Source organism: Bacillus sp. bc15 (assembly GCF_900142585.1).
Taxonomy (GTDB): domain Bacteria; phylum Bacillota; class Bacilli; order Bacillales; family Bacillaceae_G; genus Bacillus_A; species Bacillus_A cereus.
Genome location: NZ_FRBJ01000001.1, coordinates 417057 through 439133, shown reverse-complemented (window position 1 = coordinate 439133; position 22077 = coordinate 417057). Strand labels below are relative to the sequence as shown.

Sequence of the window (22077 nt, the reverse complement as noted above, 5' to 3'; positions counted from 1 at the left end):
ATCTATTTCCCTTACATTTCTGCATTTGGTGTATAGGCTACTTCTACAATAAATCCATTCGAATCGTAAAAATCAATCGTATAGTACCTTTTTGAATAATGATTCATTTCAATTGGACCACGTATTACCTTCACTTTCGTACTAGAAAGAAAATCTGCTACTTCATCAACTACTTCTCTATGAATAGCTTGATAACAAATATGTCTAGGACCTAACGTCCTTACGATTTCCTCATCTACTTCTTTAAAGTATATTTCACTTTCTCCCGTGCTATATGCTACTTCATTTAACTTTCTCCATCCAATTATCGGAAACAACTTATCATAATAAGAAATGGATTCCTCTAAATTTGCTACTCAAAATTCAATATGATGAATACACTCCTTGTACTACTTGCACAATTTCCATCGGCTTATGAACCATATAATCGGGTGCGTCTTTTTTCACTGTTTCAATAACATCATATCCCCAAGATACCCAAATTACATTCACCCCAGCCTTTTTACAAGCTGCTACATCTCGCTGTTCATCACCAATGTATAACATATCTTGCTCTGTTATCTTTTTCGATTTTAAAAATCTTTTTATCATTTTATCTTTACCAAACAAATTTTTAGAACAATACACTTCTTGAATATTTTCGATACCATTATTGTGCAAAAACGCCCGAATATGCTCTTCTGAGTTAGATGATATGACCGCAATACCGTATCCTGTTTTATGTAGTTCATCTAATACATCCTTCATCCCATGAAATAAAACAAGATTTTTTATAGCAGGCTGATACAATTTATAAAATTCCAAAGCTAATATCGGTAATTTATACAGTGGTACATCGAGTTGTTTACATCTCTCTGTCATCGTTAATTTACGTAAATGTTCAATTTCGTCTTCCTTTACTGCTTTATACCCATGTTTTTCAGCAAGTTGATTATAAATCGGTACAAATATATTTTGTGAATCTACTAATGTGCCATCAAAGTCAAAAACAATATATTTTTGCATCTCCATACTCCTTTTGCTTCTTTTTTCTAAACCTATGTTATTCAACAACATAGTTGTCTGTCCCTTCTATAAAAATAAAAAAGAACAAGATTTTCTCTTGTTCTTTTTAAGACAACCATTTCGGCGGTACATTCGTATTCCAATAAATATTTCCTAACTCATGATGTCCAGAGTATCCATCATCAAAACGGTGATAATGGAAATTAAAATAATAACCATCTTGCGGCGGATGATCTCTTCTTACATGGAAACGCAATAAATCATTTCCTGATTTCGTATCGTAGACGTGAAAAATCTTTTCATTATTTCCACCAGCTGGTTTTTGAGAAATCGCTAATGATTGTAGTGAATCTTCTGGTACATCACTAGCAAGCTCAGCAATTGCCTCTTCAATTTTCGGTAATATTACATCTTTAAACTCATCTTCAATTACTGGACCAATTTTAGTACCAAACTTTTGCATCGACTGCTTTTCTGCTTCTTGCATTGCATAAGTAATAAAAGTATCGGTGGTTAACCTGTCATTCGTTTCTTCATATGTATAGGACGTGCTCTCCAAACTTTGTTGCCCAGCTGTGCTCGTAGGCTTGTCCGCAGCTTTGGCATTATCAAGTAATATGGAAGGAGGCGTCACTAAACCAAATGTAAATACGGTAATTAATGCGACTAAGGTTTTTCTAAACCAATTTGGCATTTATGTTCCCTCCCCTTTCACTCATTATTTTTTTATATAACGGTGGTTTCTTCTATTATACAAAATGATTGTAATTTTTGCACTTTACAATTTTGTTAACGTTCACATATTTTTCACTTGAATATGAAATTGTAAGGTTTCATACAATAAAAATACAACAATAATAAGGAGGCGATCAGATGACTTTAGATGTCATGTATTCCGCCGCAAGCATACTCGTTTTAGTATATTTTATTTATCAATGTGTTACAGACTAGAAAAAGAGCCGTCAATGGCTCTTTTTTAATGGTAAAAATACAATCCATACAATTAATAAAATAAAAATAATGCCACCAATCACAGCTGGCAATAAATAAAACTGGGCAAGTATAACTATTCCATACAAAAGTATTGCTGGTAGTAGTAAATAACGATTTGCCTTCCATCTTAACAAAAGTAAGTTCCCTTCATCACAATATAAATGAAGAAACATCTTATTCGTAAATTCATTCCAATAATCACGTGCATAGCGAGAAATTGCAACTACAGCAAATACGAGAACAATAGCTGCAATCCACCTAGGAGTCATAATTATACTTGCAGTACTGATACATACAATTTGAATATAAAATATTCGTGCAGTACTTGTACGGAAAAATTCTTTCAAAAAAGATTCGACAATACGAGAATCAGCTTTTTTTCCTAAAAGTCTTTTAGAGTACGGAAACATCCACGGTTTTTTATTCGAACTACTCGGTTTAGCCGCATGACCACCAACTTGCATAATTCCGCTCGTCCAGCGCATGCTTTCCTCCTTTTCTTTCTCAATTTCTTTAAAAAAGAACTTTTTATAATTCATTTTCGCTTTTACTAATACACTACTTAAGAAAATTACTAAACCGATAAATAGAATTGAATAAAATGGATTTTTATAAATAAAAAATAAACTAATTCCAAAAAAGGACACGCTCATAGAAAATACTACATTTTTTACAATCCATAAAACCCATCGTTTCTCCGCATGTACATGAATAAATCTCGTTAACAACGACATCATAAATCGAAATATAGTAAAGAATACCCAAAATAATAGGACTTGTATCTCTGTTACTCCGATACTTTTCATCAACACCGGTAACATAATAACAACTACTATTACATTCGTTATCGCTATTCGAACAAATGTGTACATCATGCCGTACTGGACTAATTTTCGCATATGATTTGGATATGAAATTAAAAATAAACTATCCGCTTGTTCAAAAAACGAACGAACTCCTCTCGGATATGTTATTAGATAAAATACGAGTAATCCTAATCCGAAATAAATCGTCTCTTCCATTGATAAATTTCCCATCCATAGCGATCGATAATAAATTCCCATAAATATAAGTGCTGGAATAATAATATATAATGCAACTGTCCAATCTGTTACCGAACGTATAGACTTCCACTTCCGCTGAAGCTCATGGCGTAATCTTTTATAAAATTGTTGTTTAATCATGTTGTTCACGCCTTACGATTACATCAAAGCAGTCTAGTAATGAGCTACCCGGCATTTCCGCTAACATTTGAATAGATTCTAAATGTCCATCTGCGACTAATGTACCTTGTGAAATGAGTAAAAATCTTTCACAAATTTTTTCAGCAGTATCCAATACGTGCGTACAAAGTAAAATTCCTGCTCCGCGCTCTTTTTCTTTATATAAATAACTTAAAAACTCTTTCGTAGCTACTGGATCTAAACCGATAAAGGGTTCATCAATGATATAAAAATCTGGCTCAGTTAAAAACGCCAATATTAGCATCGATTTTTGTTTCATACCTTTTGAAAACTTTGATAAATACTCATGTTTATGCTTATCCATTCGAAAAGTATGTAATAATTGTTCCGCTCGTTCTTCCCAGCTTCCCATTTCACTTCCACGAGCAGCCATTAATAATTCAATATGTTCCCAGAGCGTCAAGTAATCATAGTATGTTGGATGTTCTGGCACGTATGCATACGGATTTTTCTTTTCACCGAATGATATTTCACCGTCCATATTTACAAGTAATCCGAGCATCGTTTTTATCGTCGTACTCTTCCCAGCACCATTTGCTCCAATAAGAGCAACTAGTTCACCTTTTTCGATAGAAAAAGCTATATCATGAATTGTTTTTTCGCCTATTTCATATCCGGCTGAGCGGATATTTACTTCTAACATGCATTTCCCCTCTTTCCATTTCCAATACAATCAAGGAAAAGAATAACATATAACTATCTGTATATCATTATAAAATATTTATTTTCATAGCAGGAAAAAACATTTTTTAACAGAATATTAAATGTTTGATTACATTTTATTGGGGTGAATAATATGTCTTTTCAAATTCGTGAAGCAACGATAGATGATATAGACGCACTTTGTTCTTTAACGAAAGAATTAAAAGGTTCCTCTATTTCCTATGAAGATATGAACAATCGATTACAATTCGTACAAATGAGTCCGTTTGATTTTTTATATGTTTACGAGGAAGAAGAAGCTATATTTGGATTACTTGGATTTCGTATACGTGAAAATTTAGAAGATGTAACACGTTATGGAGAGATTTCAATTATTAGCGTCGATTCTAACATACGACGGAAAGGCATTGGACAAGTATTGATGGATTATGCAGAGCAATTAGCAAAGAAACATAATTGCATTGGCACATGGCTAGTTAGTGGAACAAAAAGAGTAGAAGCTCATCCTTTTTACAAAAAATTAGGATATGAAGTAAATGGCTACCGATTTGTAAAACATTTTTAAACTACTTATAATTGAAGGGACTATAACTATGACAAACATTAAAGCAATTTTCATTGATCGTGACGGTACAATTGGTGGTGACACTACAATACATTATCCAGGATCTTTTACATTATTTCCATTCACAAAAACATCCTTGCAAAAACTAAAAGCTAAAAATATAAAAATTTTCTCTTTCACAAATCAACCTGGTATCGCAGATGGAATAGCAACTGTAGCCGATTTTGTACAAGAATTAGAAGGCTTCGGTTTTGATGATATTTATGTATGTCCTCATAAACACGGTGATGGTTGTGAATGCCGTAAACCAAGTACAGGCATGCTGCTTAAAGCAGCAAAAAAACATGGGCTTGATTTAACACAATGTGCTGTAGTTGGTGATCGCTGGACTGATATTGTTGCAGGAGCAAAAGTAAATGCGACAACGATTCTAGTCCGAACAGGCGCTGGGTATGATGCTTTGCATACGTACCGAGACAAATGGGCACATATTGAACCAAACTACATTGCAGATAACTTTGAAGATGCAACAAACTGGGTTTTAAATCAACTATAATACAAATGAAGATTTTGATGCGCTCAAAATAATTTAAAACATAGTTAAAATAGCCTTTTTGGCAAATAATTGTCTTCCACAAAACGGATTACCTCAAAAGGTAGCAAGTTCCCTTTTGATAAGCAAACATTGCAATTCAAATTTTATTTTTTATTAGTAACAGCAATTAACGTAAAGAAGGAATAGCTTAGTGGCTATCCCTTCTTTATTGACTTCTATTATTTACATTTGTTATCTTTTTTTATTGAGTATTCTCATCGTTTTTATACTCCAAAATATCCCCTGGCTGACACTCCAAAGCTTTACATATCGCTTCTAATGTTGAAAAACGAACCGCTTTTGCTTTCCCATTTTTCAAAATAGAAAGATTCGCCATCGTAATTCCAACCTTCTCCGAAAGTTCCGTTACACTCATCTTTCGTTTTGCTAACATGACGTCAATATTAATAATAATTGTCATATCCACCACCTCAGACTGTCAAATCATTTTCTGATTTTATGTTAATTGCTTCTTGTAGAAGGCGTTGAAGGATAGCGGCAAAAACGGCGATAACGAGCGAAGCAAAAACGATAATAAGTCCCACTAACCCAATAGGAGGGTCCATTTTTTTCGCTATAAAATGAAAAAGTGGCAAACCCAATACATACAAACCACTGATTGTAACTGCACAGTGCTTTATATTCTTTAACGCCTTTACAGATAATTCCGAGAACGCTGTGTTCTCGTCAATATACTGTAAAAGATTGAAAGCCTGATAAAGAGCAACGTAAAAAGGCACAGCTGCTCCATACATCACAATGAAAACAAGATATTTTATCGAAGCAATATTAGGATACAAATTCTCTGTGAAATCCGCCATTTCCGGCACTAAAAATATGCATAAAGCAAGTACTGAAATTCCAGCAAGAAAAATAATTACTTTTAAGAACGTTGTTGAACTTCGTTTAAGATTCATTTACAATACCTCATTTTTTTAATGATAACATAATTTTATCATATTTTTTATCGTTTAACAATAAATAAATATCGTTTTCATTGCGTTTAATTTAGGCAAAAATAAAAAAGAATTTCTCATTACAAAGAAATTCTTTTTCTTGAAAATGTCTCTTTCAACTTAATTTTTTAAAACGTTAATTCGTAATGGAAATAACGATTATCTCTCAAATAACCATTTTCAGCATATAATCGTTGTGCTGATAAATTATCAATCTCTGTTTGCAATTTTACACCTTTTGCTCCATTCTCTAATGCGTATTCTTTAGCAGCTTCTAATAATTTTTTACCTGTTCCGGCTCCACGCTTCGCCGCTTGTACAAATAAATCATTTAAAATCCATAATTCTTTCATTGAAATGGAAGAAAATGATGGATATAGTTGTGTGAACCCAATATATTCGCCGTCTTCAACTGCTACGAAAATAACGGACTCTTTTTTCTCAATTCGATTTCGTAAAAATACTTTTGCACCTTCTAAATCAGAATCCTGCCTATAAAACATGCGATAGTTATTAAAAACTGATGCTAGTCCATCTAAATCTGCAATTGTTGCCTCATATATTCTCATTTTACTCCATTCCCCTTCCAATACTGTCTCATTATATCCGTTGCCCATTTAGGCTGGTGTATTTCTTCTTTCGGCATAAACTCTTTCATTATTGGTTTTATATCCAATATAGGAGTACCATTAATAGCATCTAATCCCTCAACAATAATTGATTTACCTTCTCTTTTGATCACCTTTACAATTGTTACACCTATGCGATTCGGGCGATTTTTTCCGCGCTGTGCAAAAATACCTACTTCAGGATAATCTTTATTATTTCTAGGATGTCTAGCAAAATACTGAATTTGCTCGTCAGTTACTTTATGAAAATAAAAAACAACTTCAATATGGGAAAAATCTTCAATCCCTTGTATACTTTCTTCTGCATACATTTCAGTTAAAGTTATACGGGATCTTACTTCTCCCCAATCATCATCTTTTATTTCCTTTCTTTCATTATGTACAAATGCGATTGGTTGAACTGAAAACATACGCATTCCCCCTTAAATGTAACCACTTACATTATAAAATATTTTCTGAATGTTTTCCAGATATATGAATTAAGTTTACATAATATAATTATAATCTATTTATCTAAAGCTACCTTGACTGCTTCAATTGCATGTATATAAGTCGTATCAAATATCGGGACTGATACGTTTTCTTGCTTTATTAATAAACCTATTTCCGTACAACCTAATATAATTCCTTGTGCTCCTTCTTGTACTAATTCTTCTATAACCCTTTTATAATACTCTCTAGATTGAAATACTATTTTTCCTAAACATAATTCTGTATATATTACTTTATTTATTTCTTTTCTATTTTTTTCTGATGGTACTATTACTTTTATATTATTTTCTTCTATACGTGACTTATAGAAATCTTGCTCCATTGTATATTTAGTTCCAAGCAGACCAACCTTTTGAATGTCTTTTCTTTTAATTGCTTTTGCAGTTGCATCAGCAATATGTAAGACTGGAATATCAATTTTCTCCTTTATTTTTCCAACTACCTTATGCATTGTATTTGTACAAATGATTATAAAGTCTGCTCCTCCCTTCTGTAATGAATACGCCGCATTCGCTAAAACTTCACCTGCTCCATTCCAATCTCCTCTAGACTGGAATCTTTCAATCTCTTCAAAGTCCACACTATTAATCAAACATTTTGCTGAATGTAGCCCTCCTAATCTCTCTTTTATTTCTTCATTAATAATTCGATAATATTCAGAAGTTGATTCCCAACTCATACCACCTATAAGACCTATCGTTTTCATACAAACACCTACCTAAACTATTTTTATAAAACTAATAGCAATGTTTTATTATGTATATTATACATAATAAAACAAGACTTTAAGTTTGGAATATAAAGTCTTGTTTTAACGGAAAATACGGAAATAATAAAGAATAATTCTACTTTCATTTCCAAGGAAATTTTTATATAATATTCTGAAATTAGTAATCTGATTTTTTTATGAATTCTTTATACTTATAATTAAAACACTCTCGATACAGCTCTTTGATTTCATCATATGATGGAACACGTGGGTTATTAGCTGGGCTACCACTTTCAATTGCATCTGATGCCATTTTAGAAATAGCATTTTCAAATTCAATTTCATCGATTCCGTATTCTTTTAAATTTGGAATACGAAGATCAAAGCAAAGTTTTTTTATTTCACCAAGTGTGTAATCTGCTACTTCCTCATCAGAATTCGAATACAAATCCTTATTTAAACTACGTCCAATTTTTGCTAACCTTTTCATTGCACTTGTTTTTGTAAACTCTAACACTGTAGGTAATAGTATGGCATTTGATATTCCATGCGGTACATGAAATAATGCTCCCACTGGCCTTGACATTCCATGAACTAATGTAACTGATGCATTAGAAAATGCAATTCCAGCTTGTAAGGAAGCAATCATCATCGCTTCTCTTGCCTCCATATTACGTCCATCTTCATATGCTATACGTAAATATTTCATAATACTTTCAATAGCTGAAAGAGCAAGTACATCTGTAAGTGGTTGTGAAACTTTAGAAATATACGCTTCAATTGCATGACATAACGCATCTATTCCTGTTGCTGCCGTAATTTGTGGTGGTAATGAACTTGTCAAAACTGGATCTATAATTGCTACTTTCGGTATAAAACTAGGATGCTTCATCATCATTTTTACATCTGTTTTTTTATTCGTAATTACTGCTACACTTGTAACTTCCGATCCAGTACCAGAAGTTGTCGGAATTGCAATAAGTGGTAGTGGGTTGTTTTCTATTTCAATATCCTTTTGGACATAATCCTCAACTTCTCCACCATTTGTATATAAAACCGCTACTGCTTTCGCAGCATCAATACAACTTCCACCACCAATACCGATAATAAAATCACACTTTTCCTCTTTACAAAGAGATAACGCTTCTAACACGTGTATATTTGTAGGCTCAGCATCTACTTTATTATATGTACTAACAGTAATACTTTTCTTATTTAGTTGTTTTATACACTTTTCAACATATCCTAATTTCTCCATAATTGTATCAGTAACTATAAAAGCTCTTTTCCCTAACTTTTTTGATTGTTCCCCCAGTTTTTCAAGCGAATTCCTTCCATATAATACCGACTTTGGCATACGAAACTCAGAAACTTCTTGCAAGTACTCCACCCCTTCTTATCCTAATTAATATTTTATGATATAAATTATCGATTTGATGAATCTTTACGATTCGAATGTTTAATAGAGTCCTGTTAAAGTATAGAACGCGATAACTAAAAATACAGCAACCGTTTTCAAAATTGTAATAGCAAATATATCTTTATAGGACTGTTTATGTGTTAATCCTGTTACTGTAAGAATAGTAATAATAGCCCCGTTATGCGGTAGTGTATCCATTCCTCCTGATGCCATTGATACGATACGGTGCATAACTTCTAATGGAATATCAAATTGATTGGCCGCTGCAATAAATTTATCTCCCATTGCACTTAATACTATTCCCATACCTCCTGATGCAGAGCCTGTAATTCCAGCTAAAATATTCGTCGTTACTGCACCATTCACTAACGGATTTGTGAAAGTAGCAGAGATACCATCTCTCATAATTGCGAAGCCTGGAAGTGCTGCAATGACACCACCGAATCCAAACTCAGCTCCTGTATTCATCGTTGCAAGTAGTGCTCCACCAATACTTGTATTCAATCCAGCTTGGAAACCTGTTACTACTCGCTTCCAATATAATAATAACGTTGTTAAGATCCCTATAATAAGTGCCAATTCTACAGACCAGATTCCTACTACTGCACTTAATTCTACTTTTCCAAATGCTTTCATACCAATTGCAGAAAAATCAAAACCGCTTGGATACCACTTCGGTATCATAATAGTAAACACTTTATTCATTACACCTACTAAAATAAGTGGTATAAATGCAATAAGTTGTTGTGCTCTTGTGATTTCAATGTTATTAATTAATGGCATATTTTTTTGTTCTAATTGCAAAGATGCTGCCATTTCAGTATTTCCATTATTAAAACCAAAATACCCTTCACCTGCTGCTTTTGCCTTCTTACGTCTACTCTCTAAATATAGTAAACCTAATGTAAGAACAAAAATTGCTCCTACAATCCCAAGTATCGGTGCAGCATAAATATCCGTTTTAAAAAATGTTGTAGGTATTACATTTTGAATTTGTGGTGATCCAGGTAGTGCATCCATTGTAAACGTTACTGCTCCAAGAACAATCGTTCCAGGGATTAAACGTTTTGGAATATTAGCTTGTCGAAACAACTTAGCTGCGAACGGATAAACAGCAAACACTACTACATACACACTAACACCACTATACGTTAAAATAGCCCCCATTAATACAATCGCTAATATAGTACGTTTTTCACCAACTAACTCAATAATCGTTTTTGCGATAGAATCTGCAATTCCTGACATTTCCACTACTTTTCCAAATATTGCTCCTAATAAAAACACAGGAAAATATAACTTTATAAATCCAACCATTTTCTCCATAAAGATATTAGAAAAGAAAGGTAATACATAACTAGGTTCTGTCAAAAATACTGCAAATAATGCAAATATCGGTGCGAATAGAATAACAGAAAAGCCTCTGTATGCTACGAACATAAGTAAACTTAGTGCTAATAATATAATAACTAACTCCAATTTTACCCCTCCATTAAACAGAATATTCTAAATTTTATTGATAAACTTCTACTAATCTTTTAATTCTGACATCCCTCCTCTTATTCATGCAATTTTTTCATGCTAAAAATGTCTAATTATAAATATTCGATTACATATGAAAAATCCCTTTAAACAGAAACGAATTCCTCATCATACGTTATAAAGGGATTGCTAGCATCTATATTTACTAATTTATTAAACTTTTTTCTGCACAAAAATGATACAGTTCTTCAACATCTTTCACTATGTAAGTCGCACTAACTTCAGTCAGTTCTTTCTCACAGCCATAGCCATATAAAACACCAATTGAAGCAATTCCATTCTGATTCGCACCTATTATATCGTGCTTTCTATCACCAATCATTATCATTTCTTCTTTATTTAGTTCTTCATTTGTTTGTAAAATATGAGCAATTATTTCTTCTTTTTTTATTCTCGTACCATCTAAATTACTTCCAATGATATCTTCGAAATAATTCGTTAATTGAAAATGTTCTATAACTTGTTTCGCAAATACAGTGGGCTTTGAAGTAGCTACAAATATGCGATTCCCTGAACTTTTTAATTGTTGCAAGAGCTTCAGAATCCCCTCGTATACATTATTCTCAAACAATCCACGCTGCTTTAAATACTCACGGAAATAAAGAACAGCACGTTCAAGCTCTCCTTCACTCATATTATATCTCTCTATGAATGATTGCTGAATAGGAGGACCTATAAATGAATCTAACTCACTTATATGTACTTCTTCAATTCCTACTTTTTTTAACGCATACAAAACCGAATTTACAATCCCTTCTTTCGGATCCGTTAAAGTTCCATCTAAATCAAATAGAAATGTTTTATACATGTTTCATTCCTCCACTTAATTTGCTGTATAAATAACTGCTAACATCTCTTCCACTTCTCCCTATTATACTATCATTATCTATTTTTTCGAAAAATCAATTTCCATATGTCACATACTTTCAGTTACAAAATACGATAGATATGATAAAGTAAAAAAGTTACAATTATTTTAATAGAAACTGGTGAAACAAATGTCAATTACGTTAATTTTTATAATGGCTTTCACAATTGTAATCCACGCAGTTGAAACAAGCTCTTATAGTATTCGATTAGCGGGGGTTCGTTTAAAGAAGATTGCTGTCGCATTATCCGTCGTAGGAATCGTATTACTCATTTCAAGAACGTCAAACTTACTACAAGCCTTTTTACTTGGCGGGATTGTGGACGAAGCAAAACTAGATCCTTCTATTGATTTAGAGCATATTATACGTCTTGTACTATTATCTGCTTCTATCGGTACATTGCTTGCGATTATACTGTATCCAACTTTGACAAAACTATTTGGATATGTCATTCAAAACTTTGAAACAGACGGTTCTTTCATTCGAATGATGAAAACGAATAACATTCAAAAATTAAAGTACACAAAAAAATATGTCCGCTTTCCAAAGTTAGAAATGATTCATAGACTGCGTATCGGCGGTATTCCAAAGCGTATAATGCTTATTAACATGTTCGCTACTGCAATTTATACAGCGGGAGTTCTTTCCGCACTATATGCTTCTTTTTTAATTCCAGATTTCGCAACAAAAGCCACTACAGCTTCTGGTCTTATTAATGGTTTTGCTACTATTTTATTAACAGTGCTACTAGATCCACGTATTGCTCTTTTAACAGAGCGAGCTCTTCAATCAGAAGAAGGTGCTGAAGCAATGAGTAAAATGTATGCTTGGCTAATGATTTCTAGACTTTTTGGTACATTACTAGCTCAACTGTTATTCATACCAGGTGCTTACTGGATTACATGGATTATAAAGCTTATGAATTAAATTTACTCTCTAAAAAAAAGCAGGTGAGATAACAAATGACTATACAAACAGAACAAGATATCATTCGCTTAATAGAAAACGACGAATGGATGATGAATGTATTACAAATGGCAAAATCACTAGAGTTACCTGATTGGTGGGTTTGTGCCGGCTTTGTTCGTTCTAAAATTTGGGATACTTTACATGACTATGAAGCTAAAACGGCTATGCCTGATGTTGATGTAATTTATTATGATAGTCTACATCAAGATGAGATATACGAACAATCATTAGAAACGAAATTAAGGAATATTGATGCTACTATCCCTTGGTCTGTAAAAAATCAAGCTCGTATGCATGTAGTGAATAATATGCCACCATATTCTTCTGTTGATGCTATTTCTAAATTTCCTGAAACAGCAACAGCTTTAGGAGTTACACTTGATGAACTAAACAACGTCATATTAACAGCCCCATGTGGTATTGAAGATGTCCTTTCCTTACAAGTGAGACCAACAGCTCATTTTCTTGAATCGAAAGAACGATTACATATGTACAAAAACAGAGTTATAAAAAAGAATTGGCAAAGTAAGTGGCCTAACATCACAATCACATATCCAGAAATATAGAAAGGGTGCCCCGCATTTATAGAAGCACCCTTTTCTTCATTTCAAAAAATATATGACTGTTTCTGCAAACCTATCTGCTTCCTCATAATGAGGTGAATGACCGCTCTCTTCAAATACGATATACTTGCCGTTTCGGGCATCTTTATTAAATGTTTTAATTTGTTCTTCACACGTTACTACATCATGTTTTCCTACAATTAATAACATTTGATTCTGTACTTCTTTTATTTTATATAATAATGACGTATGACATAAGCCCTCTAATTTTAATCTATCAAAATGAATTTGAGAGCGATTTGAAAATACTTCCCACTCTTCATCACTGTATAAACTCTCATCTGTCCTATCTTCCTTATAATTGTAAATCTCCATTCTTTTTTCTTCTAATTCATTGCTTAGTCTTATATAAGCTTCTAACAACTCTTTTGAACTAGCATTGCTAGATGAATAAGCAAGAGACTCTTCTGCTACTTCTTCTTTTCCATATTTTTTTAATAAATGCCCTGTCTTTTGCAACAAAGCTCTACTTGTTAATGCAAAGTCGAAAGTTGGCCCTTCAAATATTATTTTCTCTATTGAACTTGGATATATCGACGCATATAACAATGCTAAATAGCCACCGAAAGAATGTCCAATTACAGACCACTTTTCAATTTGTAATGCTTTTCTTAGTTCCTCACAGTCTTCAATTAAATCATTTAATCCAAAAGCTTCATCCTCAGTAATTTCTTCTGAGCGACAAACACCCCTTTGATCTATCATCATTACATATAAAGAATCTTTTAAACGTTCCGCTTGATGAAATGAAAAATCGTAACAACTTTCTCCTGGTCCACCATGCAAGTATAGAACTGGTTGATTTTTAGGGTTTCCATGCGTTTCAACGTATAGCTTTTTGCCTTTAATATGCATGTATTTCCCTGCTTCTATCAAATTTGCCTTTATGATCATCACCTCCCTTTTTTACTGAATATTATAACATTTAATGTTAAATAATCCCTATTACATTTAAGAAGACTATAATTATTGCAAGTGGTGCTACAAATCGAAGTAAAAATGCCCAACAAGTAAATACTTTCTTTCCATAATTACCACCTACAAAAAACTCTGCTTCTAGTACCTTCTTCTCCATTTTGAATGAAACGAAAATACTAATAAATAGTGCTCCAAGTGGCATTAATATATTACTAGATAAAAAGTCTACCGCATCAAAAATATTCTTTCCAAAAATCGTAATATCACTCCATACTCCAAATGATAACGCAGATGGTATACCTACTAAGAAAATACAGAAACCAATGATCCATGATAGTTTCGTTCTTCTTTCTTGTTCACCATTTGCTAATGCTGAAACAACAGTTTCTAGTAGAGAAAATGCCGATGTTAATGTCGCAAATGTAAATAGTGCAAGGAATACTGTTAAGAAAAATCCACCGAATGGGATTTGACTAAATACAGATGGTAATACGATAAATAGTAATCCAGGTCCTTCTGTCGGCTCCATTCCTAATGAAAATACGGCCGGAAAAATGGCAAGACCCGCAAATAAAGAAACAAATAAATTCAATCCAACAATTGTTATTGCTGATTTTGGTAAACTTTCTTTTTTATTTAAATAGGAACTATAGGTAACCATAATTGAAATCCCGATACTAATCGCAAAGAATGATTGCCCCATTGCGAACAAAATACTTTCCGAAGTAATCTTTGAGAAATCTGGTTGTAAGAAAAACTTCACACCTTTCATTGCATCATCAAGTGTTAACGAACGAATAATAAGAGCGACAAATAAAACGAACAATGCTGGCAACATATATTTACTTGCTTTTTCAATTCCGTTTTGTACACCCTTTGATACAACCCATATCGTAATGAACATAAAAGCGAAATGTCCTATAATAGCCCAAGTGGGATTCCCAATTGTTTCAGTAAATAACGCACCGTAATTTTGTCCTGGAGTAATCAGTTGTCCAGTTATTCCTCTGAATAAATAAATTAATACCCATCCACCTACAACACTATAAAACGAAAGTAGTATAAAACACGTTCCAACGCCAAGGCGTCCGATCCAGTGCCATCCTGTATTTGGTGCGATGCTTTTAAATGCTCCAACTGCTTGTTTCTGCGTACTGCGTCCAATCATAAATTCAGCTATAAGTAGCGGTAGTCCAATTAAAACAGTAAATAATATAAAGATTAAAAAGAACGCTCCTCCCCCACTCTTCCCAGCGATATAAGGAAACTTCCATATCGCACCAAGTCCAATTGCTGATCCTGCTGCAGCCATTATAAACCCTAATTTCGAAGTCCATTGCTCCGTCTGTTTCATCTCATTTTCCTCCTAATTAAATCTTTTTATATAAATAAATAAATTTTATAGACCTATCCAAACAAACCCTCCATTTCTTCTTCCATATAATAAAAAATGGCCTAGCATCTCTATATAAAGAGACGCTAAGCCATTTACTTAACGCGGTACCACCCTTATTGATTCCATTATGAATCCACCTTAGTAGTAATCGTTTGATTACAAACCTAATATCGAAGGTTAACCGTTAAGATTTACTAAGAATGTGATTCCGTTCCACCTTACTGCTCCTAGGCGAGTTCAGGATGTCATTTGACTATGTCGCACCAACCCATAGCTCTCTGTACAAATACATGACCTTACTACTCCTATTCAACACATTTTAATATTTAGAATATATTTTCTTTTGAAATTAATATGAAGTATATCGGTTATATTTGTAACTGTCAAGGAATATATTGATTTTTTGTCGAAATGGTTCATATTGATAACTCACTTTCACTAAGCTTATTAGCAAAAGAAAGAGTCTATATTTTCACCTTTTCAAACGAACTATAAAAAAAGAATCTTCACGATAGTCGCGAAGATTCTTTTTACGGTATAAGACGAGTACAATCTCTCGGAAAAGCACTCGCCTCTCGTACATTTGTTAATTCTAATAGTTTATATACAATCCTTTCTAACCCAATTCCGAAACCTCCATGCGGGGGACAACCGTATCGGAATGTATTTAAATAAGATTGAAATTTCTCTGGGTGTAATCCTTTTTCTTTAAACGAAGCGAGTAACATTTCATAATTATGAATTCGCTGTGCCCCTGACGTTATTTCTAACCCTTTATATAATAAGTCGAATGAATCAGTAATAGCTGGATTCTCTTTATTTTGCATCGTATACATCGGTCTCGCTTCTTTCGGATAATGTGTAATGAAAACAAATTCACTATTATATGTTTCCTTTACATATTTCCCTAGTAACTTTTCACCTTCTGTATCTAAATCCCCTACAGGAGATTCTTTACGATACTTACTTTTCAAAATTTCTTGTGCTTCTAACAATGTAATTTTAGGTATTTCAGTAATAACAGGTACTTCTATTTGTAATAGTTGTAGTTCTATTTCACATTTTTTCGCTACTTGTTGAAACATATATCGTAAAACATCAGTTTCTAGTTGCATCACTTCATAAAAATCATGAATAAAACCAAGTTCTACGTCTAACGATATATATTCATTCAAATGACGGGAAGAGTTATGATGTTCTGCTCTATATACAGGTGCAATTTCAAAAACTCGTTCTAACCCACCCGCTACCATCATTTGTTTGTAGAACTGTGGTGATTGCGCTAAATAAGCTTCTTTTTGGAAGTATGGAAGCTTAAAAACATTTGCTCCTCCTTCTGCCCCTTGCGAAACAATTTTCGGCGTAAATATACGTGTGAAATCGTTCTCTATAAGAAATTCACTAAAGCTCTGAACGAGTGTAGATTTCACTTTAAAAATCGCTGCGGTTCGCTCATGTCTTAGTGAGAGTACCCGCTCATTCAATAGTTGATCTAATCCAACTTGTAACTTCTTTTTGTTTATTTCAAATGGAAGTGGTTCTGCACCGTTTATTACTTTCACTTCATGAGCAAGTACTTCAACACCCAATTCCGTTTTCGACGTCTCGACTATCTCACCGATTACATGGACAACACTTTCTACATCAACTTTATATCCGGCCAATTCATTTTCTAATACACATTGAATTACTCCTGTTCTGTCCCGTAATAATAAAAAACTAACATTTCCAAGGTGCCGAATTTTTTTTACCCATCCTTGAAGTAATACAACCTTTCCACTTTGCTTTGTACATTCTTTTGTGAGTGAACGCTTCATTATTGAATCCATTATTTTTCCCTCCAGTAATTTTATATTTATTTACGTTATTGTTGTCATCGTCATCATCCACGGTCACTCACCCCCTTTCAAAGAATACAAAAATCCGCCCCTATAAATAGGGACGGATTTTTTTCCGCGGTACCACCCAAATTGTCATACTGATCATCTTAGCCCTGATAACGGTAGGTACCGTTTGCTTTTACTAATAATCACGTTCAAAGCAACGCTCACAGGTGTCTTTCCATCATGCGGTATCGCAACCTTCCCAGCAACCGGCTGCTCTCTGTAGACCTTTGCACCATGTACTTTTCCTGATCATCACTTTTTATATTTACAGAGTATTCTAACTCCTCTCCTTATAAAACGCAAGCCTTTTTTGAAACATTCTGATTTTCTAACTCCTAAATTCTTCTAAAGTGTGAAAAGTTAATTTTGTAATACATATTCTTATGTATCAAATTCGAAATTACACCTCTAACATTTTTCCATTTTTTACATAAAACCCAATTCATTTACGCATATTAATAAAAAATTTTATAGCGAGGTGTGTATATGCAAAAAGCAATTAGTTTCTTTCTCCTATTGTTTTGCCTAATTGTAGTAAACGAAACATACGCCTATTCACCAAAATCTTTACCAATCTCTCAAAACTCTGATCAATGGCAAGTGAATATTGATAAACCGAAAAAAACAAACAAGAATATGCTTCAAGCTAAAAAAGATGAATTTCAAACATATCATTTTTCAGTAAAGAATGTTGGGAATAGTGAGGTATATAACGTAAACGTCGAAGTATTCCGCAACGAACCAAATAAGAAAACGAAATATGAACTCTTTTCCCTAAAGGAAAGTCGTTTAGCAAGTGGAAAAACTGGATTTGAACACGCTAATTTACCTGTTGCTACAAAAGCAGATGAAGTTGATGTTATTATTACATGGCAAGAGCACCCATTCCGATCGATGCGAAATGGTCAAAAAGTTGAATCTAGAAAATTTAAAGAGCATTTTGTTTTTAAAGAAGCTAAAAAGTAAATGGGATACGGATATATTCACACTATCATTGATATAGCTTTATTTACTAGTACCAGTTCGTAAGCAAATTAAAAAGTCGTGGCTTATAAATGCCACGACTTTTTATATTAATTCGTACTAATGCCTCTCGCTGCCCAAATGCGATCGATATCAGCAGCATGTTGTCCGCCATATAAAAGAGCATCCGCTTGCTTAATCGCTTTTGCTCCATCACTGAATTTAGAGTTTGGTGTTAATGACCAGTGTGATTGTAAAATGATTTTCGTTGCTACATCACGGCCAAAAGCTTGTGCCATTTCGTATTGACCTTGAGCCCAAATTTCACCATCATCATGCACTTCATTCGTTATATCTTTCGGATATACTTTATTCGTATCTAATCGGCGTAAGCATGTTGGATCTGAACTAGAATAAGCTGTCGCATCCCATTCTCCAACACATGCTTTACCATATCCAGTAGTCGATACTGCATCTTCATATGTAGCACCTAAGAAGTCGCCAAATCCTTCTCCCATCGCTCCACCTTCTGCTGAACTACCAAAGCCAGGAACTTGGTTATCTTGAATCGAATGCCCATATTCATGTGCGATAATACCAGCATCTTCTGCATCATCAACACCGCCAGTACCGAAAGTTAAAGCTTTTGTTGATGGAGAATAGAATGAGTTATCATCAGTTGTACCATTAACATTCACTTTTATCGAACGGTTATTAATATTTTTAAAACCTAGACTTTGAATGTAACGTTGCAATGTGTCGATATGATAGTACGACATAACATCTTCAAAGCTATCATTTGCGCGTGTATAGTTAAATTGTAAATTCGTAGATTTTGTTTTCGCTTTTGAAGAAATCGTTACATATTCTCCAATTAAAAATCCTGTTCCATCTAAACCTTTTAACGTAACAGTTTTCAGTTGGTTCGTTAGAGCTGTTGAATCTGCATCGTTATTATCTTTTAAGCCTACTTTACTACCGCTAGATACGACTGGGTTAGGTAAAAATACTTTCCCTGACCCTTCAGCTTTTCGGTTTATATCAACCTTTTTAATTAACTTTCCATTTTCTGCATCAATAAATGTTTCCCATGCACCAAATGGATTATTAGAATGGACTACAACTTTATATACTGGACGAGCAATTCCTTCTTCAACAATATATCCGAACTCTTTATCTGTAGGAGCCCATAAATTTTGCTCACTTGCTTCTCCAACATACGCCATTGATTTTTGTATTGCATCTTTTTCACTAATTTTTGTCGTTACTTCCTTCACACCTGTAACAGGCTGATAATCAGAAACAGCGAGTACTCCCTTTCCCTCTCCGTTAAGCGTAACTGTTATTTGTTTTGAAAATACAGGTGCACCATTAACAACTTGTTGGAACCTAACATATGAAGCTACTGACGTTTCTGTTGTAGAAATATATTGCAAGTCTGAAAGGTCTGTTTTCAATCCATACTGCGCAGCATTTTCTTTTAAATATTCAGTTGCTTTTTTCTGTGGCGAATAAGCTTCTAACTTTACTTGCTGTTGTTTTTCCAATGCCGAAACCGTAGAAATCGTCCCCATTACTAACGGTACAGTCATTGCCATTGCCACCATTTTTTTATTAAACATAGAACCACTCCCCCTAATAAAGTAGCTCAACCTTATCCCATTACCACTAGGCAATCATTCCCCACAAAATGGGGGGATAAAAATTGAATCTACGAGTAATTCTCTATAAACACTTCTATTACCTTTTCATTTAGGGTAAGTGAAATTTTCTCAATATTTATGTGTAAAGTGAACACAATACTTTAGAAATATATTTCTAAAGCAATTCCTTAACTCTTAAACTTTTTAAATGACTTTGTAAAAAACAGGCCACTTTTTTACCTAACGGTAGGTTGAAAAAACATTAATGAATGATACGATTTATATAACCTTTTTTTAGGAGGCTTTATTATGAGCAAAAGTGAAGAAACACTCTCTTCAATTATGGAAGCAAGCTATCGACTGTTTGCCGGACATGGTATTACCAAAACGACTTATTCAATGATTGCTGAAGAAGTCGGAATTGCTAAACCGTCCATTTATTATTACTTTAAATCTAAAGATGCATTAATCGAATGTATTTTCACAGAATTATGTGCTGCGATGCAGTTTTCTTCCTTCTTCCATACAGAAGAGTTTACGAAAGAAAATTTTATTGAGAAATGCATTGAAATTGGATTCAAAATAATTGATGAACAGCAGAACGATCCTTATTTTAATCGTGTGTTGCAAGAATATGTATTACTATCTTCAAGAAATGATATGTACAAAGATCGATTACTAACTGTGCAAACAGAATATTTACAAGGATTTGAATCCCTCCTTACAAAAGCAAATGAGCTTCAATTGATTGAAAATAAAAATCTAGTTTCAAAAGCTCATATGTTAGCATTAGTGCTTGATAATGTCGGGAATTTTATGATGTTACATGTGGATATAGATTATAGACAAATATGGATGGAAGCTGTAAACAGTATTTTTGAAAGAAGGGATTGAATTGAATACTAAAAAACGAATTATCGGCTTAGACTTTGCTAGGGCCTTGGCGATGTTTGGTATGCTGCTTGTTAATTTTATGGTGATAACAGGTGCAGAAGGAAATGGTCCCCCATTTTTAATAACTTTCATGTCACTTTTTGAAGGTAGAGCTTCTGCCTTGTTTGTTATACTTGCTGGAATGGGCATATCTTTAATGACTAGATCATCTGTTGCTAGCAATGAAAAAATAAAAATTTCTAATAGCCGAAAAATCATCTGGAAACGGGCACTATTCTTATTTATTTTAGGATTATTTTTATACGTAATGGAGTGGACTGGGGATATATTACACTACTACGGTGTTTACCTTTTCGTTGCTGCCTTACTCATTACAGTCCGAAAAAAAGCATTACTCTTCTTATCTATTATTATCCTACTCTTGGCACAATCTCTTCAGCTTACTTTCAATGCTTTCGAAGGTTGGGGAGGCCCTACTCCATTTATAAACTATGTAGACTTCTGGACAGTTAACGGTTTTCTTCGCAATTTATTCTTTAATGGTTATCACCCTTTTTTCCCATGGTTTTCATTCTTCTTAATCGGTATGATAATTGGCAGATTAGATCTTCATAATAAAAAGATTAGAGATAGGTTGCTCTTGCTCGGTATTACATTCACCATACTGATAGAACTTTTATCAAAAGGGCTCACGTACTACTTCATTCCACACATTGGCAAAGCAGTTGCTACATTTTTGTTTAATACAGGACCCATTTTACCAAATGTATTGTACATTTTATCTGCAACAGGATCTGCTATTGCTATATTAATACTTTGCCTCTATATCACTGAAAAATATGAAAATAATTGGTTTGTTACTTCCATTATACAAACAGGTCAATTAACATTAACTCATTATGTAAGTCATGTATTTATCGGGATTGGGACATTAATTCTATTCAATAGAATGGAACATCAAACACTACTTTTCGTTTTATTATTTGCTACTGTATTTTTCATTTTCAGTATTTTGTTTAGCGTATTATGGAGAAAGAAATTTTCTAGAGGACCTATTGAATGGATTATGAGGAAATTAGCTAGTTAATTTACCTCCATACGAA

23 protein-coding genes, 1 pseudogene and 2 other annotated features are annotated in these 22077 nt (G+C 33.5%); of the genes and pseudogenes, 7 read left to right on the top strand and 17 right to left on the bottom strand.

Annotation, left to right across the window (positions count from 1 at the left end):
- Positions 1 to 11: 11 nt before the first annotated feature.
- The 5 genes and pseudogenes from BUA87_RS02280 to BUA87_RS02260 form a co-directional block, all read right to left on the bottom strand.
- Positions 12 to 377, bottom strand: a pseudogene (locus BUA87_RS02280) (VOC family protein).
- Positions 364 to 1005: an HAD family hydrolase gene (locus BUA87_RS02275; protein ID WP_001174995.1), complete on the bottom strand. Its 642-nt coding sequence runs from the start codon at positions 1003 to 1005 to the stop codon at positions 364 to 366. Before BUA87_RS02275 ends, BUA87_RS02280 begins: the two are co-directional and overlap by 14 nt.
- Before the next feature lie 106 nt (positions 1006 to 1111).
- Positions 1112 to 1699, bottom strand: a complete 588-nt coding sequence (locus BUA87_RS02270; protein ID WP_001134421.1) for a YpjP family protein — start codon at positions 1697 to 1699, stop codon at positions 1112 to 1114.
- A gap of 268 nt (positions 1700 to 1967) precedes the next feature.
- The gene (locus BUA87_RS02265; protein WP_072938311.1) at positions 1968 to 3182 is read right to left on the bottom strand and encodes an ABC transporter permease; all 1215 of its coding nucleotides are present in this window, start codon (positions 3180 to 3182) and stop codon (positions 1968 to 1970) included.
- Positions 3175 to 3885: an ABC transporter ATP-binding protein gene (locus BUA87_RS02260; RefSeq protein ID WP_000895234.1), complete on the bottom strand. Its 711-nt coding sequence runs from the start codon at positions 3883 to 3885 to the stop codon at positions 3175 to 3177. The genes BUA87_RS02265 and BUA87_RS02260 overlap by 8 nt, the downstream gene beginning before the upstream one ends.
- A 153-nt stretch (positions 3886 to 4038) precedes the next feature.
- Between BUA87_RS02260 and BUA87_RS02255 the strand changes: the two genes are divergently transcribed.
- Both BUA87_RS02255 and BUA87_RS02250 read left to right on the top strand, forming a co-directional pair.
- The gene (locus BUA87_RS02255) at positions 4039 to 4470 is read left to right on the top strand and encodes a GNAT family N-acetyltransferase (protein ID WP_000009776.1); all 432 of its coding nucleotides are present in this window, start codon (positions 4039 to 4041) and stop codon (positions 4468 to 4470) included.
- Between the two features lie 28 nt (positions 4471 to 4498).
- Positions 4499 to 5026: an HAD-IIIA family hydrolase gene (locus tag BUA87_RS02250; protein WP_000181782.1), complete on the top strand. Its 528-nt coding sequence runs from the start codon at positions 4499 to 4501 to the stop codon at positions 5024 to 5026.
- A gap of 241 nt (positions 5027 to 5267) precedes the next feature.
- Here the strand turns inward: BUA87_RS02250 and BUA87_RS02245 are convergent, their stop codons facing one another.
- The 8 genes from BUA87_RS02245 to BUA87_RS02210 all read right to left on the bottom strand — a co-directional run bounded on the left by BUA87_RS02245 (position 5268) and on the right by BUA87_RS02210 (position 11621).
- Positions 5268 to 5486, bottom strand: coding sequence for a helix-turn-helix domain-containing protein (locus BUA87_RS02245; protein WP_000152534.1), 219 nt, complete (start codon positions 5484 to 5486; stop codon positions 5268 to 5270).
- 10 nt (positions 5487 to 5496) lie between these two features.
- Positions 5497 to 5982: a DUF2975 domain-containing protein gene (locus BUA87_RS02240; RefSeq protein WP_071714354.1), complete on the bottom strand. Its 486-nt coding sequence runs from the start codon at positions 5980 to 5982 to the stop codon at positions 5497 to 5499.
- A gap of 167 nt (positions 5983 to 6149) precedes the next feature.
- On the bottom strand, positions 6150 to 6590 hold the full coding sequence (locus tag BUA87_RS02235) for a GNAT family N-acetyltransferase (protein ID WP_001223866.1): 441 nt from the start codon (positions 6588 to 6590) through the stop codon (positions 6150 to 6152).
- Positions 6587 to 7060, bottom strand: a complete 474-nt coding sequence (locus tag BUA87_RS02230; RefSeq protein ID WP_072938307.1) for an SAM-dependent methyltransferase — start codon at positions 7058 to 7060, stop codon at positions 6587 to 6589. The genes BUA87_RS02235 and BUA87_RS02230 overlap by 4 nt, the downstream gene beginning before the upstream one ends.
- Before the next feature lie 95 nt (positions 7061 to 7155).
- Complete coding sequence (locus BUA87_RS02225; RefSeq protein WP_069355519.1) at positions 7156 to 7848, bottom strand: aspartate/glutamate racemase family protein; 693 nt, start codon at positions 7846 to 7848, stop codon at positions 7156 to 7158.
- 181 nt (positions 7849 to 8029) lie between these two features.
- On the bottom strand, positions 8030 to 9232 hold the full coding sequence (locus BUA87_RS02220; RefSeq protein WP_001158665.1) for an iron-containing alcohol dehydrogenase: 1203 nt from the start codon (positions 9230 to 9232) through the stop codon (positions 8030 to 8032).
- Positions 9233 to 9310: 78 nt separating this feature from the next.
- Positions 9311 to 10750, bottom strand: a complete 1440-nt coding sequence (locus tag BUA87_RS02215) for a GntP family permease (RefSeq protein ID WP_000424331.1) — start codon at positions 10748 to 10750, stop codon at positions 9311 to 9313.
- Between the two features lie 208 nt (positions 10751 to 10958).
- Positions 10959 to 11621, bottom strand: coding sequence for an HAD family hydrolase (locus tag BUA87_RS02210; protein WP_072938303.1), 663 nt, complete (start codon positions 11619 to 11621; stop codon positions 10959 to 10961).
- A gap of 190 nt (positions 11622 to 11811) precedes the next feature.
- Between BUA87_RS02210 and BUA87_RS02205 the strand changes: the two genes are divergently transcribed.
- Both BUA87_RS02205 and BUA87_RS02200 read left to right on the top strand, forming a co-directional pair.
- Entirely contained in the window at positions 11812 to 12609 is a 798-nt protein-coding gene (locus BUA87_RS02205) for a lipid II flippase Amj family protein (protein WP_072938300.1), read from the top strand.
- A 35-nt stretch (positions 12610 to 12644) separates the two neighbouring features.
- On the top strand, positions 12645 to 13217 hold the full coding sequence (locus BUA87_RS02200; protein WP_072938297.1) for a nucleotidyltransferase family protein: 573 nt from the start codon (positions 12645 to 12647) through the stop codon (positions 13215 to 13217).
- Positions 13218 to 13253: 36 nt separating this feature from the next.
- Here BUA87_RS02200 and BUA87_RS02195 read toward each other — a convergent pair whose 3' ends face one another.
- From BUA87_RS02195 to aspS, 3 genes are all read right to left on the bottom strand, one after another.
- Positions 13254 to 14168: an alpha/beta fold hydrolase gene (locus BUA87_RS02195; RefSeq protein WP_072938294.1), complete on the bottom strand. Its 915-nt coding sequence runs from the start codon at positions 14166 to 14168 to the stop codon at positions 13254 to 13256.
- A 37-nt stretch (positions 14169 to 14205) separates the two neighbouring features.
- Positions 14206 to 15546, bottom strand: a complete 1341-nt coding sequence (locus BUA87_RS02190) for a sodium-dependent transporter (protein ID WP_072938291.1) — start codon at positions 15544 to 15546, stop codon at positions 14206 to 14208.
- 115 nt (positions 15547 to 15661) lie between these two features.
- Positions 15662 to 15910: a binding site (T-box leader), on the bottom strand.
- 208 nt (positions 15911 to 16118) lie between these two features.
- The gene (gene aspS / locus BUA87_RS02185) at positions 16119 to 17417 is read right to left on the bottom strand and encodes an aspartate--tRNA(Asn) ligase (RefSeq protein WP_016081806.1); all 1299 of its coding nucleotides are present in this window, start codon (positions 17415 to 17417) and stop codon (positions 16119 to 16121) included.
- A gap of 105 nt (positions 17418 to 17522) precedes the next feature.
- Positions 17523 to 17736, bottom strand: a binding site (T-box leader).
- A gap of 224 nt (positions 17737 to 17960) precedes the next feature.
- Between aspS and BUA87_RS02175 the strand changes: the two genes are divergently transcribed.
- Positions 17961 to 18440, top strand: a complete 480-nt coding sequence (locus BUA87_RS02175) for a hypothetical protein (protein ID WP_001167912.1) — start codon at positions 17961 to 17963, stop codon at positions 18438 to 18440.
- Between the two features lie 107 nt (positions 18441 to 18547).
- Here the strand turns inward: BUA87_RS02175 and BUA87_RS02170 are convergent, their stop codons facing one another.
- Positions 18548 to 20059: a M36 family metallopeptidase gene (locus tag BUA87_RS02170; protein ID WP_000482274.1), complete on the bottom strand. Its 1512-nt coding sequence runs from the start codon at positions 20057 to 20059 to the stop codon at positions 18548 to 18550.
- Positions 20060 to 20389: 330 nt separating this feature from the next.
- Between BUA87_RS02170 and BUA87_RS02165 the strand changes: the two genes are divergently transcribed.
- Positions 20390 to 20974, top strand: a complete 585-nt coding sequence (locus BUA87_RS02165) for a TetR/AcrR family transcriptional regulator (RefSeq protein ID WP_000045218.1) — start codon at positions 20390 to 20392, stop codon at positions 20972 to 20974.
- Between the two features lies 1 nt (position 20975).
- Positions 20976 to 22061 carry a DUF418 domain-containing protein gene (locus BUA87_RS02160; protein ID WP_071714358.1) on the top strand — a complete coding sequence of 362 codons (1086 nt, stop codon included), beginning with the start codon at positions 20976 to 20978 and terminating at the stop codon, positions 22059 to 22061.
- Positions 22062 to 22077: the final 16 nt, after the last annotated feature.

What these genes read in the sequence shown, in the direction of transcription:
- BUA87_RS02275 (WP_001174995.1), bottom strand. Translation starts at nt 1,005, where the DNA reads ATGCAAAAATATATTGTTTTTGACTTTGATGGCACATTAGTAGATTCA.
- BUA87_RS02270 (WP_001134421.1), bottom strand. Translation starts at nt 1,699, where the DNA reads ATGCCAAATTGGTTTAGAAAAACCTTAGTCGCATTAATTACCGTATTT.
- BUA87_RS02265 (WP_072938311.1), bottom strand. Translation starts at nt 3,182, where the DNA reads ATGATTAAACAACAATTTTATAAAAGATTACGCCATGAGCTTCAGCGG.
- BUA87_RS02260 (WP_000895234.1), bottom strand. Translation starts at nt 3,885, where the DNA reads ATGTTAGAAGTAAATATCCGCTCAGCCGGATATGAAATAGGCGAAAAA.
- BUA87_RS02255 (WP_000009776.1), top strand. Translation starts at nt 4,039, where the DNA reads ATGTCTTTTCAAATTCGTGAAGCAACGATAGATGATATAGACGCACTT.
- BUA87_RS02250 (WP_000181782.1), top strand. Translation starts at nt 4,499, where the DNA reads ATGACAAACATTAAAGCAATTTTCATTGATCGTGACGGTACAATTGGT.
- BUA87_RS02245 (WP_000152534.1), bottom strand. Translation starts at nt 5,486, where the DNA reads ATGACAATTATTATTAATATTGACGTCATGTTAGCAAAACGAAAGATG.
- BUA87_RS02240 (WP_071714354.1), bottom strand. Translation starts at nt 5,982, where the DNA reads ATGAATCTTAAACGAAGTTCAACAACGTTCTTAAAAGTAATTATTTTT.
- BUA87_RS02235 (WP_001223866.1), bottom strand. Translation starts at nt 6,590, where the DNA reads ATGAGAATATATGAGGCAACAATTGCAGATTTAGATGGACTAGCATCA.
- BUA87_RS02230 (WP_072938307.1), bottom strand. Translation starts at nt 7,060, where the DNA reads ATGTTTTCAGTTCAACCAATCGCATTTGTACATAATGAAAGAAAGGAA.
- BUA87_RS02225 (WP_069355519.1), bottom strand. Translation starts at nt 7,848, where the DNA reads ATGAAAACGATAGGTCTTATAGGTGGTATGAGTTGGGAATCAACTTCT.
- BUA87_RS02210 (WP_072938303.1), bottom strand. Translation starts at nt 11,621, where the DNA reads ATGTATAAAACATTTCTATTTGATTTAGATGGAACTTTAACGGATCCG.
- BUA87_RS02205 (WP_072938300.1), top strand. Translation starts at nt 11,812, where the DNA reads ATGTCAATTACGTTAATTTTTATAATGGCTTTCACAATTGTAATCCAC.
- BUA87_RS02200 (WP_072938297.1), top strand. Translation starts at nt 12,645, where the DNA reads ATGACTATACAAACAGAACAAGATATCATTCGCTTAATAGAAAACGAC.
- BUA87_RS02195 (WP_072938294.1), bottom strand. Translation starts at nt 14,168, where the DNA reads ATGATCATAAAGGCAAATTTGATAGAAGCAGGGAAATACATGCATATT.
- BUA87_RS02190 (WP_072938291.1), bottom strand. Translation starts at nt 15,546, where the DNA reads ATGAAACAGACGGAGCAATGGACTTCGAAATTAGGGTTTATAATGGCT.
- aspS (WP_016081806.1), bottom strand. Translation starts at nt 17,417, where the DNA reads ATGGATTCAATAATGAAGCGTTCACTCACAAAAGAATGTACAAAGCAA.
- BUA87_RS02175 (WP_001167912.1), top strand. Translation starts at nt 17,961, where the DNA reads ATGCAAAAAGCAATTAGTTTCTTTCTCCTATTGTTTTGCCTAATTGTA.
- BUA87_RS02170 (WP_000482274.1), bottom strand. Translation starts at nt 20,059, where the DNA reads ATGTTTAATAAAAAAATGGTGGCAATGGCAATGACTGTACCGTTAGTA.
- BUA87_RS02165 (WP_000045218.1), top strand. Translation starts at nt 20,390, where the DNA reads ATGAGCAAAAGTGAAGAAACACTCTCTTCAATTATGGAAGCAAGCTAT.